At 67.8% G+C, this 13,177-nt stretch carries 12 protein-coding genes; 6 read left to right on the plus strand and 6 right to left on the minus strand.

Annotated features, from left to right (window positions below; translation table 11 throughout):
• The first annotated feature begins 1 nt into the window (after window position 1).
• The 6 genes from ACFOPI_RS05995 to ACFOPI_RS06020 all read left to right on the plus strand — a co-directional run bounded on the left by ACFOPI_RS05995 (window position 2) and on the right by ACFOPI_RS06020 (window position 6,184).
• Window positions 2–1,087: a mandelate racemase/muconate lactonizing enzyme family protein gene (locus tag ACFOPI_RS05995; protein ID WP_382172099.1), complete on the plus strand. Its 1,086-nt coding sequence runs from the start codon at window positions 2–4 to the stop codon at window positions 1,085–1,087.
• A complete protein-coding gene (manD, locus tag ACFOPI_RS06000; protein ID WP_382172101.1) occupies window positions 1,084–2,295 on the plus strand; it encodes a D-mannonate dehydratase ManD in 1,212 nt (403 codons plus the stop codon). Before ACFOPI_RS05995 ends, manD begins: the two co-directional genes overlap by 4 nt.
• Window positions 2,296–2,303: 8 nt before the next feature.
• A complete protein-coding gene (locus tag ACFOPI_RS06005) occupies window positions 2,304–3,812 on the plus strand; it encodes a mannitol dehydrogenase family protein (protein ID WP_382172104.1) in 1,509 nt (502 codons plus the stop codon).
• The gene (locus tag ACFOPI_RS06010) at window positions 3,809–4,768 is read left to right on the plus strand and encodes a sugar kinase (RefSeq protein ID WP_382172107.1); all 960 of its coding nucleotides are present in this window, start codon (window positions 3,809–3,811) and stop codon (window positions 4,766–4,768) included. The genes ACFOPI_RS06005 and ACFOPI_RS06010 overlap by 4 nt, the downstream gene beginning before the upstream one ends.
• A 14-nt stretch (window positions 4,769–4,782) precedes the next feature.
• Window positions 4,783–5,790, plus strand: a complete 1,008-nt coding sequence (locus ACFOPI_RS06015; protein WP_382172110.1) for a zinc-binding alcohol dehydrogenase family protein — start codon at window positions 4,783–4,785, stop codon at window positions 5,788–5,790.
• Between the two features lie 118 nt (window positions 5,791–5,908).
• Window positions 5,909–6,184 (plus strand): hypothetical protein, encoded by a 276-nt coding sequence (locus ACFOPI_RS06020; RefSeq protein ID WP_382172111.1) that lies wholly within the window; start codon window positions 5,909–5,911, stop codon window positions 6,182–6,184.
• A gap of 70 nt (window positions 6,185–6,254) precedes the next feature.
• On the opposite strand, the gene dnaJ is transcribed toward ACFOPI_RS06020, so the two are convergent.
• The 6 genes from dnaJ to ACFOPI_RS06050 all read right to left on the minus strand — a co-directional run bounded on the left by dnaJ (window position 6,255) and on the right by ACFOPI_RS06050 (window position 13,122).
• Window positions 6,255–7,391 carry a molecular chaperone DnaJ gene (gene dnaJ, locus ACFOPI_RS06025; RefSeq protein WP_382172113.1) on the minus strand — a complete coding sequence of 379 codons (1,137 nt, stop codon included), beginning with the start codon at window positions 7,389–7,391 and terminating at the stop codon, window positions 6,255–6,257.
• Between the two features lie 87 nt (window positions 7,392–7,478).
• Window positions 7,479–9,425 (minus strand): molecular chaperone DnaK, encoded by a 1,947-nt coding sequence (dnaK, locus tag ACFOPI_RS06030; protein WP_382172115.1) that lies wholly within the window; start codon window positions 9,423–9,425, stop codon window positions 7,479–7,481.
• A gap of 128 nt (window positions 9,426–9,553) precedes the next feature.
• A complete protein-coding gene (gene grpE, locus ACFOPI_RS06035; protein WP_382172116.1) occupies window positions 9,554–10,123 on the minus strand; it encodes a nucleotide exchange factor GrpE in 570 nt (189 codons plus the stop codon).
• 274 nt (window positions 10,124–10,397) lie between these two features.
• Window positions 10,398–10,745: a winged helix-turn-helix transcriptional regulator gene (locus tag ACFOPI_RS06040; protein ID WP_382172117.1), complete on the minus strand. Its 348-nt coding sequence runs from the start codon at window positions 10,743–10,745 to the stop codon at window positions 10,398–10,400.
• Between the two features lie 125 nt (window positions 10,746–10,870).
• Complete coding sequence (locus ACFOPI_RS06045; RefSeq protein WP_382172118.1) at window positions 10,871–11,398, minus strand: MarR family winged helix-turn-helix transcriptional regulator; 528 nt, start codon at window positions 11,396–11,398, stop codon at window positions 10,871–10,873.
• Between the two features lie 44 nt (window positions 11,399–11,442).
• Window positions 11,443–13,122, minus strand: a complete 1,680-nt coding sequence (locus tag ACFOPI_RS06050) for an acyl-CoA dehydrogenase family protein (RefSeq protein ID WP_382173066.1) — start codon at window positions 13,120–13,122, stop codon at window positions 11,443–11,445.
• Window positions 13,123–13,177 lie beyond the last annotated feature (55 nt).

Consider the following 13,177-nt stretch of genomic DNA (forward strand, 5'->3'; position numbering starts at 1 on the left):
CATGACGAACACCACGATTCGCGAGCTGCGCTTCTTCGAAGCCACCTCGACCCTGTCGCGCCCCATCGCCGATGCGACGCACCAGATTTCGGCCATCGAATTCATCGTCGCCGAGGTCGTGCTGGCCAACGGTGTGCGCGGCCAGGGCTACCTGCTGGCCTTTCCCTACTCGCGCGCGGCCATCCGCGGCGCACTGCGCGACATCGAACCCCTGGTCCTCGGGGCCGACGCGGCGGCGCCGGGCGCCTTCATCGCACAGGCCGAGCGGGAGCACGAGTACTTCGGCCACGAAGGCGTGCAGCGTTGGGCCGTGGGGCTGATCAACATCGCGATGTGGGACGCCTGGGCCCGCACGCTGGGGGCGCCCATGCACCGGCTGCTGGGGCAGACGCGCGCCAGCGTGCCGGTGTACGGTTCGGGAGGCTGGCTGTCCTACGGCGACGACGAATTGCTGGACGAAGTGCGCGGCTACGTGGGCCGCGGCTTCGACGCCGTCAAGATCAAGGTGGGCTCGCCCGATGTGCAGCGCGACCTGGAGCGCCTGCGCCGGGTGCGCGAGGCCGTGGGGCCTCGGGTGCGGGTGATGATGGACGCCAACCAGGGTTGCGACCTGGCCGGCGCGCTGGCCCTCGCACGCGCGGCCCTGCCGCTGGGCATCACCTGGTTCGAGGAGCCGCTGCACCACCACGACGTGGCGGGCTACGCCACGCTGCGCCGCCAGTGCGGCATCAGCCTGGCCATGGGCGAGCGCGAGTACGACACCCGGACCCTGCAGGCGCTGATCGCCGCCGACGGCATCGACCTCTGGCAGCCTGACCTGCTGCGCATCGGCAGCGTGGAGGCCTGGCGGGCGTCGGCCGCCCTGGCGCAAGCACACCACCTGCCGGTGCTCCCCCACTACTACCGCGACTACGACGTACCGCTGCTGTGCAGCATTCCCAACGGGCTGGCGGCCGAGAGCTTCGACTGGATCGATGCCCTGATCGACCAGCCCCTGACCATCCACCACGGCCAGGCCCTGCCCCGGGAGGGCGCGGGCTGGGGCTTCCGCTTCCTCGAAGCGCACCTGAAAGAAATGGCACCATGAAAATCACCTCGGCCAAAGTCATCATCTGCGCACCCAGCCGCAACTTCGTGACCCTCAAGATCGAGACCGACGAGGGCCTGACCGGCATCGGCGATGCCACGCTCAACGGCCGCGAACTGGCCGTGGCCAGCTACCTCACCGACCACGTCATCCCCTGCCTGATCGGCCGCGATCCGCAGCAGATCGAAGACATCTGGCAGTACCTCTACAAGGGGGCCTACTGGCGCCGCGGACCGGTGACCATGAGCGCCATCGCTGGTGTGGACACGGCGCTGTGGGACATCAAGGCCAAGGCCGCGAACATGCCGCTGTACCAGCTGCTGGGCGGCAAGAGCCGCACCGGCGTGATGGTCTACGGCCACGCCAACGGCAAGGACATCACGCAGACCGTCGAGGAAGTGCTGCGCTACAAGGAGATGGGCTACAAGGCCATCCGCGCGCAAAGCGGCGTGCCGGGGCTGGAGAAGGTCTACGGCGTGGGCCGCGGCACCATGTTCTACGAACCGGCCGACGCCGACCTGCCCAGCGAACACGACTGGTCCACCGAGAAGTACCTGCGCCACACGCCCGAGCTGTTCGAAAAGGTGCGCGCCGCCGTGGGGCCGGACATCCACCTGCTGCACGACGCGCACCACCGCCTCACGCCCATCGAGGCCGCGCGTCTGGGCAAGGACCTGGAGCCCTTCCGCCTGTTCTGGCTGGAAGACACCACGCCGGCCGAGAACCAGGAGTCGTTCCGGCTGATCCGCCAGCACACCACCACGCCGCTGGCCGTGGGCGAAATTTTCAACACCATCTGGGACTGCAAGGACCTGATCCAGAACCAGCTGATCGACTACATCCGCACCACCGTGGTCCACGCTGGCGGCATCACCCACCTGCGCCGCATCGCCGACCTGGCCGCGCTCTACCAGGTGCGCACCGGCTCGCACGGCGCCACCGACCTGTCCCCCGTGTGCATGGGCGCCGCGCTCAACTTCGACCTCTGGGTGCCCAACTTCGGCATCCAGGAATACATGCGCCACACCGATGAAACCGACGCCGTGTTCCCCCACGCCTACAGCTTCAAGGATGGCTACATGCACCCCGGCGAGGCGCCCGGCCACGGCGTGACCATTGACGAAGCCCTGGCCGCCAAGTACCCCTACAAGCGCGCCTACCTGCCGGTGAACCGCCTGCAGCACGACGGCACCCTGACCAACTGGTGAACGCGCCCATGAACCGACTCGACGACCGCACGGTGGGCGCCTTGCCCGCCACCGTGACGCGCCCACCCTACGACCGCCAGCGCCTGCAACCGGGCATCGTGCACCTGGGCATCGGCGCCTTCATGCGCGCCCACCTGGCGGCCGCCACCGAAGCGGCCATCGCCGCCGGCGACCTGCGCTGGGGCATCGTCGGCGTGTCGCTGCGCCAGCCCGACACGCGCGACGCGCTGCAGCCGCAGGACGGCCTCTACACACTCGCCATCCGCGACGCCGACGCCCAGGGCCAGCCACGCCAGCGCCTGCAGGTGATCGGCGCGGTGCGCAGTCTGCTGGTGGCGCCCGAGAACCCGGGCGCGGTGCTGGACGCCATCGCCGCCGCCGACACCCGCATCGTGAGCCTGACCGTGACAGAGAAGGGCTACTGCCACGACCCGGCCACCGGCGCGCTGCGGCTGGACCACCCGGACATCGTCCACGACCTGGGCCATCCGCACACGCCGCGCTCGGCCATCGGCATGCTGGTGTTTGGTCTGCAGCGGCGCTTCGCGCAGGGCCGCGGCCCGATCACGCTGATGTCGCTGGACAACCTGCCCGCCAACGGCCGCGTGCTGCGTGGCGCGGTGCTGCGCTTCGCCGAAGCGGTGAACCCGGCGCTGGCGAAGCGCATCGCCGACGAATGTCGGTTTCCCTGCTCGATGGTGGACCGCATCGTGCCCCGCACCACCGACGCCGACCGCACCGCCGTGTCGCAGGCGCTGAGCGCCGAAGACCGCTGGCCGGTGCTGGGCGAACCCTTCTTCGACTGGGCGGTGGAAGACCACTTCGCGGCCGACCGACCCGACTGGACGTTGGGCGGCGCGCGCTTCGTGGCCGACGCCGAACCCTTCGAGCGGCTCAAGCTGCGCATGGTCAACGGCACGCACTCCAGCCTGGCCTACCTGGGCGCCATGGCTGGCTGGCAGACAGTCGACCAGGCGATTGCCCAGGCGCCGCTGCGCACGCACATCGAAGCGCTGATGCGCGACGAGATCGAGCCCACCCTGGCCGACCTGCCCGGGCTGGACCTGCCCGCCTACCGCGCCAACCTGCTGGCCCGCTACGCCAACCCCGCGCTGGCGCATCGCACCCACCAGATCGCCATGGACGGCTCGCAGAAGCTGCCGCAGCGCCTGCTCGGCACCGTGCGCGACCGCCTGGCCCGGGGCCTGCCCGTGCCGCGCATGGCCCTCGGGGTCGCGGCGTGGATGCACTACCTGCGCGGCGTGGACGAGCAGGGCAACGCCTACGCCATCGACGATCCCCATGCGGCCGACCTGACGGCGCTCCACCAGCGCACGCTGGGGCAGGGCGCCAGCGCCGCGGCCGTGCAGGCCATGCTGTCCTACGCGCCGGTGTTTGGTGACCTCGCGGGCAACGAGGCGCTGGCCGCGGCGCTGCTCGGTCCCTTGCAGTCGCTGCAGACGCGCGGCGTGCAGGCCACGCTGGACGCGGTGAACCGGGGAGAGCTGCCAGCATGACCTCAGCCGCCGAACCACTCGATGTGTTGACGCTGGGCGAGACCATGGCACTGCTGGTGGCCCAGGAGCCCGGGCCGCTCGACCAGGTGCAGACCTTCAGCAAGCGGCTGGCCGGCGCCGACAGCAACGTGGCCATCGGTTTGGCCCGTCTGGGCTTCAAGGTGGGCTGGGTCAGCCGCCTGGGGGACGACTCGTTCGGCCGCTACGTGCGACAAGCCATCGAGGCCGAAGGCGTGGACACCTCTCAGGTCGAGGTGGACCCGACCCGCTCCACCGGCTTCATGCTCAAGGCACGCAGCCTGGACGGCAGCGACCCGGTCATCGAGTACTACCGCCGCAACTCCGCCGCCAGCCAGCTCGGGCTGGCCAACCTGCCGCCGGCCTACGCACTCCGCGCTCGCCACCTGCACGCCACCGGCATCACGCCCGTGCTGTCGCCCGCGGCCTGCGAGGTGGTGGCGCACGCCATGCAGAGCCTGCGCGCCGCGGGTCGCAGCGTCTCGTTCGACCCCAACCTGCGCCCCCGCCTGTGGCCCGACACGGCCACCATGCGCGACACCCTGAACGATCTGGCCCGGCACGCCGACTGGGTGTTGCCCGGCATCGAGGAAGGCCGGCTGCTGACGGGACAGTCCACGCCCGCCGACATCGCCGCCTGGTACCTCGACCGCGGCGCCCAGGCCGTGGTGGTCAAGCTCGGCGCCGAGGGTGCCTACTTCCGCACCGCCGAAGGAGAGCAGGGCGCCGTGCCCGGCGTGCCGGTGCCTGTGGTGGTGGACACCGTGGGCGCGGGCGACGCGTTTGCGGTCGGCATCATCAGCGCCCGCCTCGAAGGGCTTTCATGGCCACAGGCCCTGAAGCGCGCCAACTGGATCGCCTCGCTCGCGCTGCAGGTGATCGGCGACATGGAAGGCCTGCCCACCCGGCGTGAACTCAACGAACAGAACATCGACTGAACCCAAGGAACACCATGCTGACCGTTGTCTGCGAAACCCCCGGCACCCTGCTGGCCCAGGACCGCCCCATGCCCGAACGCGGCCCCCACGACGTGCTGCTGCGCGTCAAGCGTGTGGGCGTGTGCGGTACCGATCTGCACATCTTCACTGGCAAGCAGCCCTACCTGAGCTACCCCCGCGTAATGGGCCACGAGCTCTCGGGCATCGTGGAAGTCGCGCCGGATGGCAGCACCCTGCGCGCTGGCGACACGGTCTACGTCATGCCCTACCTCTCATGCGGCAGCTGCATCGCCTGCCGCGCGGGCAAGACCAACTGCTGCACGAACATCCAGGTGCTCGGCGTACACCGCGACGGCGCCTTCACCGAGTACCTGACCGTGCCCCAGGCCTTCGTGCACAAGGCCGAAGGCGTGTCGCTCGACCAGGCCGCCATGGTGGAGTTCCTGGCCATCGGCGCCCACGCCGTGCGCCGCTCGGGCCTGAACGCGGGGCAGCGCGTGCTGGTGGTGGGCGCCGGCCCCATCGGCATGGCTGCGATGATCTTTGCCCAGTTGCGCGGCGCGTCGGTCACTGCGCTGGACGGTCGCCAGGACCGGGTGGACTTCTGCACCAGCGCACTGGGCATCCATGCGGGTGTGCCGCTGGGCGAAGGCGATGAAGAACAGCTGGCCAAGCTGACGGATGGCGAGTTCTACGACGTGGTGTTCGACGCCACCGGCAACCCCCAGGCCATGGAGCGCGGCTTCAAGTTCGTGGCCCACGGCGGCAGCTATGTGCTGATCTCGGTGGTCAGCGCCAACATCACTTTTTCAGACCCCGAGTTCCACAAGCGCGAGATGACGCTGATGGGCAGCCGCAACGCCACCACCGAAGACTTCCGCACCGTGCTCGACGCCATGCGCGCGGGCCAGATTCCCGACAGCCTGAACACCCACCGCCTGGCGCTGGCCGATGTGCCCACCCGGTTCCAGAACCTGCTTGACCCCACCGCCGGGGTGATCAAGGCCATCGTGGAGTGTTGACCCTGGGCCTGCTTTGACCTCCGTGCCATGCTGCACACGCCGGGACCTCGTGAGCTGTCCGATCACACCGTCTGGTCCTGCACGATCTGGACATATGCTTCGGTCAACGGAGGTTTGCATGAAACTCGCAATTGCTTTGTGTGTCATTGGATTGGTCGCCTGCGCCAACACAGGTGTCGTGCCTATGGACAAAGGCACTTACCTCATCGCCAAAAAGAGCCCCCAGGTTGGCTTCGGGCCACCTATTGGTATCAAGGGAGAGGCATACACCGAGGCAAACGAGTTCTGTTCGAAGGACGGTAAAGCCGTCGAAACCATCAAGCTTGAGGAAACTAATTCCGGGTTTGTCAGATCAGCTGCCATTTCGCTTGAGTTCCGTTGTGTGCAGAAGTAAATGCAGAAATGCGAAGGGGCGACGGTCACCCGTCGCCCCTTCGCATTTCTGAACCCTTCAGCGAAGAGAATCAGCTGAAGAAGTCCTTGGCCTTCTCGAACCAACCCTTGTCGTTCGGGCTGTGTTTGTGGCCGCCTTTCTTGAACGACTCATCGAGTTCCTTGAGCAGCTTGCGCTGGTGTTCGGTCAGCTTGACCGGCGTCTCCACCGCCACGTGGCAGTACAGGTCGCCGGGGTAGCTGCTGCGCACACCCTTGACGCCCTTGCCGCGCAGGCGGAAGGTCTTGCCGCTCTGGGTGCCTTCGGGCAGGTCGATGGTGGCCTTGCCTTGCAGCGTCGGCACGTCGATCTCGCCGCCGAGTGCGGCGGTGGTCATGCTCACCGGCACCTGGCAGTGCAGGTCGTCGCCCTCGCGTTCAAAGATGTCGTGCTTGCGCAGTCGGATCTCGATGTAGAGGTCGCCGGCCGGTCCGCCGTTCTGGCCGGGTTCGCCGTTGCCGCTGGAGCGGATGCGCTGACCGTCGTCGATGCCGGCGGGGATCTTGATCTCCAGCGTCTTCTGCTTCTTGATCTTGCCCTGGCCGCTGCAGGTGGTGCAGGGCTCGGGAATGATCTTGCCGCTGCCGTGGCAGTGCGGGCAGGTCTGCTGCACGCTGAAGAAACCCTGGCGCATCTGCACCACGCCTTGGCCGTGGCAGGTGGAGCAGGTCTTGACGCTGGTGCCCGGCTTGGCGCCGGTGCCCTTGCAGGTCTCGCAGTCGTCCCAGCTGGGGATTCGGATCTGCGTTTCCTTGCCGCTGGCCGCTTCTTCCAGCGTGATTTCCATGGCGTAGGACAGGTCCGCGCCGCGGTACACCTGCCGGCCGCCACCGCCGCGGCGGGCGCCACCGAAGATGTCGCCGAAGATGTCGCCGAAGGCCTCGCCGAAGCCGGCAAAACCCTCCGCACCCGGGCCTCCCGGGCCGCGCATGTTGGGGTCCACACCGGCGTGGCCGTACTGGTCGTAGGCCGCCTTCTTCTGCGGGTCCGACAGCATCTCGTAGGCCTCTTTGGCCTCCTTGAACTTCTCTTCGGCGCCCTTGGCGGCATCACCCTGGTTGCGGTCCGGGTGGTACTTCATCGCCAGCTTGCGATACGCCTTCTTGATCTCGTCGTCCGAAGCGTTCTTGGGCACGCCCAGCACTTCGTAAAAGTCGCGTTTGGCCATGGTGGTCAATCGGGGTTCTGTTGAGCACAAACGCCGCGCCAGGTTGCCCCGACGCGGCGGTAACGGTCAATCGGCCGGGGCAGCCGATCAGCCCTTCTTCACTTCCTTGACTTCGGCGTCGACGATGTCGTCGTCCTTGGCGCTGGACGAAGCACCGGCGCTGGCCTGCTCGGCACCACCGGCTGCTCCTGCAGCGGCCGCAGCTTCGGCCTGCGAGGCGGCGTACACCTTCTCGCCCAGCTTCTGGCTGGCGGTCATCAGGGCTTCGGTCTTGGCTTCGATGGCGGCCTTGTCGTCGCCCTTGGCGGCTTCTTCCAGGGCCTTGATCGCGTCCTCGATGGCGCTCTTCTCAGCGGCTTCGAGCTTGTCGCCGTGTTCGCCCAGGCTCTTCTTGACGCTGTGCACCGAGGCTTCGGCCTGGTTGCGGGCCTGCACCAGTTCGACCTTCTTGTGGTCTTCGGCGGCGTTCAGCTCGGCGTCCTTCACCATCTGCTGGATCTCGGCCTCGGACAGGCCCGAGTTCGCCTTGATGGTGATCTTGTTTTCCTTGCCGGTGCCCTTGTCCTTGGCGCCCACGTGCAGGATGCCGTTGGCGTCGATGTCGAAGGTCACTTCGATCTGCGGCATGCCGCGCGGGGCGCTGGGGATGCCTTCGAGGTTGAACTCGCCCAGCAGCTTGTTGCCCGAAGCGATTTCGCGCTCGCCCTGGAACACCTTGATGGTCACGGCCGGCTGGTTGTCCTCGGCGGTGGAGAAGACCTGCGAGAACTTGGTCGGGATCGTGGTGTTCTTGGCGATCATCTTGGTCATCACGCCGCCCATGGTCTCGATGCCCAGCGACAGCGGGGTCACGTCCAGCAGCAGCACGTCCTTGCGGTCACCGGAGAGCACCTGGCCCTGGATGGCGGCGCCCACGGCCACGGCCTCGTCGGGGTTCACGTCCTTGCGCGGGTCCTTGCCGAAGAACTCCTTGACCTTCTCCTGCACCTTGGGCATGCGGGTCATGCCGCCGACCAGGATCACGTCGTGGATGTCGCTGACGCTGATGCCGGCATCCTTGATGGCGGTGCGGCAGGGCGCAATCGTGCGCTCGATCAGCTCCTCCACCAGGGCTTCCAGCTTGGCGCGGGTCAGCTTGATGTTCAGGTGCTTCGGGCCCGAGGCGTCGGCGGTGATGTAGGGCAGGTTGATGTCGGTCGCGGCCGAGCTGGACAGCTCGATCTTGGCCTTTTCGGCGGCTTCCTTCAGGCGCTGCAGGGCCAGCACGTCCTTGCTCAGGTCGACGCCTTGTTCCTTCTTGAACTCGCCGATGATGAAGTCGATGATGCGCTGGTCGAAGTCTTCGCCGCCCAGGAAGGTGTCGCCGTTGGTGGACAGCACCTCGAACTGCTTCTCGCCATCGACGTCGGCGATCTCGATGATGGACACGTCGAAGGTGCCGCCGCCCAGGTCGTACACGGCGATCTTGCGGTCACCCTTGTCCTGCTTGTCCAGGCCGAAGGCCAGGGCCGCGGCGGTGGGCTCGTTGATGATGCGCTTGACTTCCAGACCGGCGATGCGGCCGGCGTCCTTGGTGGCCTGGCGCTGGGCGTCGTTGAAGTAGGCCGGCACGGTGATGACGGCTTCGGTCACGGGCTCGCCCAGGTAGTCCTCGGCGGTCTTCTTCATCTTGCGCAGGATGTCGGCCGAAACCTGCTGGGCCGAGATCTTCTTGCCGCGCACTTCCACCCAGGCGTCGCCGTTGTCGGCGGCCACGATGGAATAGGGCATCAGGTCGATGTCCTTCTGCACTTCCTTCTCGGTGAACTTGCGGCCGATCAGGCGCTTGATGGCGTAGAGCGTGTTCTTGGGGTTGGTCACGGCCTGGCGCTTGGCCGAGGCGCCGACCAGCACTTCACCGTCTTCCTGGTAGGCCACGATCGACGGCGTGGTGCGCGCACCTTCCGAGTTCTCGATCACCTTGGTGGTGTTGCCTTCCATGATGGACACGCAGCTGTTGGTGGTGCCCAGGTCGATGCCGATGATTTTTCCCATGTTCTGCTCCGTTTGCGAAAGTTTGAATAAGTGTGTGGGATGGGTGTGGACCCGTTGTGGAGGAGGTGTGGATAACCGGTGGACTTTTCAAGGCCTGTGCGCCGGTTTTCTTCTCCGTCCGCTGTTCTTTATTTGGGGGCCGCGACTGTGACCAGGGCCGGGCGCAGCACGCGCTCGGCGATCAGGTAGCCCTTCTGCAGCACGGTCACCACCGTGTTGGTGGGCTGGTCGGCCGGCACCAGACTGATGGCCTGGTGCTGGGCGGGGTCGAACTTGGCACCCACTTCGGGCGCAATCGCCACCACCTTGTTGCGCTCCAGCGCGCTGCGCAGCTGCTTGAGCGTGGCCTCGGAGCCCTCGCGCAGTTGCTCCAGGGTGGCTTCCTGGATCGCCAGGCCGGCCTCGAAGCTGTCGAGCACCGGCAGCAGGCCCTCGGCAAAGCTTTCCACGGCGAACTTGCGCGCCTTGGCCATTTCCTCCTCGGCGCGGCGCATGGTGTTCTGGGCCTCGGCCTTGGCCCGCAGGAACTGCTCGGCCAGATCGGCGTTCTTGGCCTTGAGCTCGGCGACCTCGTTGGTCAGGGCGGCCAGCGCGTCGGCTTCTGTCACCGCGGCGGCGGCCAGGGCCTCTTCGGGGCTGACCGTGTTCTGGGTGTTCTGGGCCTGGGGGGAGTCTGCAGAGGGCGTGGTGGAACTCATGGTGTCTGGTATGTCGGTTCGGATGGCAAAGCAAGCCGTGCGCGTTATCTGGTGGCGCTGCAGCGGTATTCAAGAGGTGGCGCCCCGACCGGCTGTCGGGCGAAGGAAGCATGGGCTTGCTTCACGGGAAAACCCATGAAACCGATCCGATTGGAGCCCAAGATCTGCGAAAAACGGGGCTGCCGGAACGGCCGTGCCGGGGCGTGATTCTATGCGCCGGCCGGGCACCTGCTTCGGCGGGTGTGGCGCCGATCGGGAGCGGTTCAGGCCAAGCCTAGGGTGCGTGAGCCGACTGCACCGAGGCAGAGACCGCCATTGCCGCGCGGGCCTGCTGCTGGGCCCAGCGGCCGGCAAACTGCTGCACGTCGACCATGCGGCGCGCCAGGTCGGCGCCCTGGTGGGTGAGGCGATAACCGTCGCCGGTGTGGTCCACCAGCCGGGCGGCGCGCAGTTCCTTGAGGCGGGTGTTGAGCGTGTTGGGGGTGACGCCACCGATGCTGTCCTGGAGCAGGCGGAAGGTCTGCGGATGCCCGTCGCTCAAGGCCCAGATCACACGCATCGCGTAGCGCGACTCGAGCAGGTCGAACAGCTGAATGACCGCCGCATGGTCTTTGGCACTCATGGTTTGTCTCCTGGACCAGCCTTCTGCGTCGAGGCTTGAAACCACTATACGGCGGCCGCTACCAGTTCGCTAGCTGGAAAGCCAGCCCCACCGGGAAAGCACGGTCGGGATTTACCCGGATTGCGTCACCGGGAATAGACGCGCTGAAGCAGTGCCTTGAGCTGCTCCAGCTCCTGCTCCGAGAGACCGTTGGCCACGTCCCGTTCCAGCTTGGTTGCCGTGGCCTGGGCATCCTTCTGCAGCTTTCTGCCGGCAGGGGAGAGGTGCAGGCCCTGGGCGCGGCGGTCGGTCGGGTGCGGGCGGCGCTCGATCAGGCCGCGCTTGTCCAGGCTCTTGATCATGCCCACGAGGTTGGGGGGCAGGATGTCCAGCGCGGCGCAGAGCTGGCGCGAGGTGATGCCCGGGTTGTGGGCGATCAGGGTCAGCACCGAAAAGTCGACCGGACGCAGGCCATACGGCGCCATGCGCTGCAGGAACACGCCGATGACGGCCAGCGCAGCGCGCCGGGCGTTGTAGCCCAGCAGGGATTCGAGGTAGCTCGTGTCGATCTGGCCCTCGCTGTCGGCCACAGGCGTGGCGCGGACCACGGGTTCGCTGGTCTTCCGGGGGGTGCGCGGGCGGCGCAGGGCGTTGGCGACGGTCGTTTCGGACATGGGTGCAGAGGATACCGGTATCGAGGCCCGCGCTGGCGGCGCACTCAGCCCGCCAGGGTGCTCTCCATCATGGCCACGCGCATGCCGAATTCGGGCCAGACCCAGCGCCAGAAGCCAGCCCGCGCGGCCTGCCAGCGGGCGGTGTCGGCGCCGGGCGTGGCGCCGATGCGGGCCCAGGCCCAGGCCATCAGCAGCAGCGCCACGGCGCGCAGGAAGTCGTCGGCCAGCCAGTGCGGCAGGTCGGCGGTGGCGTCCTTGGCGGTGACGCGCGGCAGCAGGCGCTCGCGCAGGAAGCTGGCGAAGCCATCGAGCTGTGACTTGGCGCGGACCGCCTGTTCGTCGCTGCCCAGGTCGGCCGACAGCTCGCCCAGCAGGGTCAGCAGCGCAGCGCCGCCGTCGGGCAGGGTCTTGCGCAGCAGCAGGTCGATGGCCTGGATCTCGTTGGTGCCCTCGTAGATCATGGCCACGCGCGAATCGCGCACGATCTGCTCGATGCCCCATTCGCGCACAAAGCCGTGGCCACCGAACACCTGCAGGCAGGCGCTGGCGCCGTGGAAGGCCTGGTCGGTCCAGGCGGCCTTGAGCACCGGCGTCACCAGCGTGCACCAGCGGCTGGCGGCCTCGCGGCGGGCGGCGTCGCCGTGGTGCTTGAGGATGTCGAGTTCCAGCGCGGTGCGGTAGGCCACGACGCGGCCGGCGTCGATCCAGGCGCGCTGCGCATCCAGGATGCGGCGCATGGCCGGGTGCTGCTCGATGAAATCGGCCTCGCCGGCTTTTGCGGTGCCGCCGGGCGCACGCATCTGGCGACGCTCCTTGGAGTAAGCGTCCGCCTTCTGCCAGGCGGCTTCCAGCAGGCCGATGCCCTGCAGGCCCACGTGCAGGCGGGCCGCATTCATCATCACGAACATCGCGTTCAGGCCCTTGCCGGGCTCGCCGACGATCCAGCCCGGCGCCTCGTCGAAGCGCATCACGCAGGTCGGGCTGCCGTGCAGGCCCATCTTTTCCTCGATGCGCTCGCAGACCGCAGCGCTGCGCGTGCCGTCCTCGTAGAACTTCGGCACCAGGAACAGCGACAGGCCCTTGGGCCCGGGCGGCGCATCGGGCAGGCGCGCGAGCACCAGGTGCACGATGTTGTCGGTCAGGTCGTGTTCGCCACCGGAGATGAAGATCTTGGTGCCGCTGAGCGCGTAGCGGCCGTCGGGCAGCGGTACCGCCTTGGTGCGGCACAGGCCCAGGTCTGAGCCGGCGTGCGGCTCGGTCAGGCACATGGTGGCCAGCCACTCGCCGGTGGCGACCTTCTCCAGGTAGCGCGCCTTGAGCTCGTCGGACGCGTGGTGCTTGATGCACTCGTAGGCGCCGTGCAGCAGGCCGGGCGCCATGGTCCAGCCGTGGTTGGCGGCGCTGAGCATCTCGTAGAGCATGGCTTCCAGCACCGCCGGCAGGCCCTGGCCGCCGTCCTCGGGCGCACAGGCCAGCGCGGGCCAGCCGGCCTGCCAGAAGGCCTGGTAGGCGTCGCGGAAGCCCGGCGGCATGGTGACGGCGCCGTCCTTCCACTGGGCACCGATCTCGTCACCATCGCGGTTCAGCGGCGCCACCACTTCGGCCACGAATTTGCCCGACTCCTCCAGCACCTGCTGCATCAGGTCGGTATCGGCCTCCGCATGCGCGGGCAGCGCCCCCAGCTGTTGCGGGGCCTGCAGCACAGACTGCAGGACGAAAGCCATGTCGGCGGTGGCGGGCTGGAAGTGGTTCACGGTGAGCAGAAGCGGAGAGAGAGAA

Origin of the sequence: Hydrogenophaga luteola (assembly GCF_042648585.1) — a bacterium.
Lineage (GTDB): Bacteria > Pseudomonadota > Gammaproteobacteria > Burkholderiales > Burkholderiaceae_C > Hydrogenophaga > Hydrogenophaga luteola.

Excerpts from the sequence above, each read along its gene's own strand:
- ACFOPI_RS05995 (WP_382172099.1), top strand. The coding sequence starts at position 2 with ATGACGAACACCACGATTCGCGAGCTGCGCTTCTTCGAAGCCACCTCG.
- manD (WP_382172101.1), top strand. The coding sequence starts at position 1,084 with ATGAAAATCACCTCGGCCAAAGTCATCATCTGCGCACCCAGCCGCAAC.
- ACFOPI_RS06005 (WP_382172104.1), top strand. The coding sequence starts at position 2,304 with ATGAACCGACTCGACGACCGCACGGTGGGCGCCTTGCCCGCCACCGTG.
- ACFOPI_RS06010 (WP_382172107.1), top strand. The coding sequence starts at position 3,809 with ATGACCTCAGCCGCCGAACCACTCGATGTGTTGACGCTGGGCGAGACC.
- ACFOPI_RS06015 (WP_382172110.1), top strand. The coding sequence starts at position 4,783 with ATGCTGACCGTTGTCTGCGAAACCCCCGGCACCCTGCTGGCCCAGGAC.
- ACFOPI_RS06020 (WP_382172111.1), top strand. The coding sequence starts at position 5,909 with ATGAAACTCGCAATTGCTTTGTGTGTCATTGGATTGGTCGCCTGCGCC.
- dnaJ (WP_382172113.1), bottom strand. The coding sequence starts at position 7,391 with ATGGCCAAACGCGACTTTTACGAAGTGCTGGGCGTGCCCAAGAACGCT.
- dnaK (WP_382172115.1), bottom strand. The coding sequence starts at position 9,425 with ATGGGAAAAATCATCGGCATCGACCTGGGCACCACCAACAGCTGCGTG.
- grpE (WP_382172116.1), bottom strand. The coding sequence starts at position 10,123 with ATGAGTTCCACCACGCCCTCTGCAGACTCCCCCCAGGCCCAGAACACC.
- ACFOPI_RS06040 (WP_382172117.1), bottom strand. The coding sequence starts at position 10,745 with ATGAGTGCCAAAGACCATGCGGCGGTCATTCAGCTGTTCGACCTGCTC.
- ACFOPI_RS06045 (WP_382172118.1), bottom strand. The coding sequence starts at position 11,398 with ATGTCCGAAACGACCGTCGCCAACGCCCTGCGCCGCCCGCGCACCCCC.
- ACFOPI_RS06050 (WP_382173066.1), bottom strand. The coding sequence starts at position 13,122 with ATGGCTTTCGTCCTGCAGTCTGTGCTGCAGGCCCCGCAACAGCTGGGG.